2 rRNA genes are annotated in these 3,329 nt (G+C 51.4%); both read right to left on the bottom strand.

Annotated features, from left to right (window positions below):
- Nucleotides 1–44: 44 nt before the first annotated feature.
- Nucleotides 45–160, bottom strand: a 5S ribosomal RNA gene (gene rrf, locus BFG57_RS15615).
- A gap of 108 nt (nt 161–268) precedes the next feature.
- Nucleotides 269–3,201 (bottom strand): 23S ribosomal RNA (locus BFG57_RS15620).
- Between the last annotated feature and the right edge of the window lie 128 nt (nt 3,202–3,329).

Raw genomic sequence — 3,329 nt, forward strand, 5'->3', positions numbered from 1 at the left:
CATGCAAAAAACCGATCTATTATCAGATCGGTTTCTGTTATCATGCCCGGCAACGTCCTACTCTCACAGGGGAAACACCCCAACTACCATCGGCGCTGAAGAGCTTAACTTCCGTGTTCGGTATGGGAACGGGTGTGACCTCTTCGCTATCGTCACCAGACATATTATTCAATTGAGGTTTGTTCCCTCAAAACTAGATAACAACTGAAATAGAAGCAGCACTTGCGTGCGTCTTAATTATAAATAGCTTCAAAAGCATATTTAAAATGTGGTTAAGTCCTCGATCGATTAGTATTCGTCAGCTCCACGTGTCACCACGCTTCCACCTCGAACCTATCTACCTCATCATCTCTGAGGGATCTTACTAGCTTGACGCTATGGGAAATCTCATCTTGAGGGGGGCTTCATGCTTAGATGCTTTCAGCACTTATCCCGTCCACACGTAGCTACCCAGCGATGCCCCTGGCGGAACAACTGGTACACCAGCGGTGTGTCCATCCCGGTCCTCTCGTACTAAGGACAGCTCCTCTCAAATTTCCTACGCCCACGACGGATAGGGACCGAACTGTCTCACGACGTTCTGAACCCAGCTCGCGTACCGCTTTAATGGGCGAACAGCCCAACCCTTGGGACCGACTACAGCCCCAGGATGCGATGAGCCGACATCGAGGTGCCAAACCTCCCCGTCGATGTGGACTCTTGGGGGAGATAAGCCTGTTATCCCCGGGGTAGCTTTTATCCGTTGAGCGATGGCCCTTCCATGCGGAACCACCGGATCACTAAGCCCGACTTTCGTCCCTGCTCGACTTGTAGGTCTCGCAGTCAAGCTCCCTTGTGCCTTTACACTCTACGAATGATTTCCAACCATTCTGAGGGAACCTTTGGGCGCCTCCGTTACCTTTTAGGAGGCGACCGCCCCAGTCAAACTGCCCACCTGACACTGTCTCCGAGCCGGATAACGGCTCTGGGTTAGAATTTCAATACAGCAAGGGTAGTATCCCACCGACGCCTCCACCGAAGCTAGCGCTCCGGCTTCCAAGGCTCCTACCTATCCTGTACAAGCTGTACCAAAATTCAATATCAGGCTGCAGTAAAGCTCCACGGGGTCTTTCCGTCCTGTCGCGGGTAATGCGCATCTTCACGCATAGTATAATTTCACCGGGTCTCTCGTTGAGACAGTGCCCAAGTCGTTGCACCTTTCGTGCGGGTCGGAACTTACCCGACAAGGAATTTCGCTACCTTAGGACCGTTATAGTTACGGCCGCCGTTTACTGGGGCTTCGATTCAGAGCTTCTCCAAAAGGATAACCCCTCCTCTTAACCTTCCAGCACCGGGCAGGTGTCAGCCCCTATACTTCGCCTTGCGGCTTTGCAGAGACCTGTGTTTTTGCTAAACAGTCGCTTGGGCCTATTCACTGCGGCTCTTCGGGGCTATTCACCCCAAAAAGCACCCCTTCTCCCGAAGTTACGGGGTCATTTTGCCGAGTTCCTTAACGAGAGTTCTCCCGATCATCTTAGGATTCTCTCCTCGTCTACCTGTGTCGGTTTGCGGTACGGGCACCTCTCACCTCGCTAGAGGCTTTTCTTGGCAGTGTAGGATCAGGGACTTCGGTACTTATATTTCCCTCGCTGTAACCGCTCAGCCTTCACGACAGTGGGATTTGCCTCACTGTCAGCCTAACGGCTTAGACGTGCACTTCCAGTCGCACGCTCACCCTACCTTTCTGCGTCCCCCCATTGCTCAAACGGTGAGGAGGTGGTACAGGAATTTCAACCTGTTGGCCATCGCCTACGCCTTTCGGCCTCGGCTTAGGTCCCGACTAACCCTGAGCGGACGAGCCTTCCTCAGGAAACCTTAGACTTTCGATGGACAAGATTCTCACTTGTCTTTCGCTACTCATACCGGCATTCTCACTTCTAAGTACTCCACTAGTCCTTACGGTCTAGCTTCAAAGCGCTTAGAACGCTCCCCTACCATGTTTCGTAAGAAACATCCACAGCTTCGGTGATACGTTTAGCCCCGGTACATTTTCGGCGCAGAGTCACTCGACCAGTGAGCTATTACGCACTCTTTGAATGGTGGCTGCTTCTAAGCCAACATCCTGGTTGTCTAAGCAACTCCACATCCTTTTCCACTTAACGTATACTTTGGGACCTTAGCTGGTGGTCTGGGCTGTTTCCCTCTCGACTACGAACCTTATCACCCGCAGTCTGACTCCCAAGGATAAGTCTTTGGCATTCGGAGTTTGACTGAATTCGGTAACCCGTTGGGGGCCCCTCGTCCAATCAGTGCTCTACCTCCAAGACTCTTCCCTTGAGGCTAGCCCTAAAGCTATTTCGGGGAGAACCAGCTATCTCCGAGTTCGATTGGCATTTCACCCCTACCCACACCTCATCCCCGCACTTTTCAACGTGCGTGGGTTCGGGCCTCCATTCAGTGTTACCTGAACTTCACCCTGGACATGGGTAGATCACTCGGTTTCGGGTCTACGACCGCGTACTCATTCGCCCTATTCAGACTCGCTTTCGCTGCGGCTCCGTCTTTCCGACTTAACCTTGCACGAGATCGTAACTCGCCGGTTCATTCTACAAAAGGCACGCCGTCACCCGTTAACGGGCTCCGACTACTTGTAGGCACACGGTTTCAGGATCTTTTTCACTCCCCGCCAGGGGTGCTTTTCACCTTTCCCTCACGGTACTGGTTCACTATCGGTCACTAGGGAGTATTTAGCCTTGGGAGATGGTCCTCCCAGCTTCCGACGGAATTTCACGTGTTCCGCCGTACTCAGGATCCACTCAAGAGTGAACAATGTTTCAGCTACAGGACTGTTACCTTCTCTGGTCAGCCTTTCCAGACTGCTTCGCCTACATTGTTCTTTTGTAACTCCGTATAGAGTGTCCTACAACCCCAAGAGGCAAGCCTCTTGGTTTGGGCTGTTTCCGTTTCGCTCGCCGCTACTCAGGAAATCGCATTTGCTTTCTCTTCCTCCGGGTACTTAGATGTTTCAGTTCCCCGGGTCTGCCTTCATTACCCTATGTATTCAGATAATGATTCTGTTCCATTACGAACAGAGGGTTTCCCCATTCGGAAATCTCCGGTTCAAAGCTTACTTACAGCTCACCGAAGCATATCGGAGTTAGTCCCGTCCTTCATCGGCTCCTAGTGCCAAGGCATCCACCGTGCGCCCTTTCTAACTTAACCATGTTACTGGTTGTCTTACTTGCTATGCGCTACGCATTCCCTTTCAATCACTTACTTAAATCAGCTCATTTGAAAGAAGAATTGTTATGCTTTACTTCTATTTCGGTTATCTAGTTTTCAAGGAACAA

This window comes from Bacillus solimangrovi (genome assembly GCF_001742425.1).
Classification (GTDB): domain Bacteria; phylum Bacillota; class Bacilli; order Bacillales; family Bacillaceae_N; genus Bacillus_AV; species Bacillus_AV solimangrovi.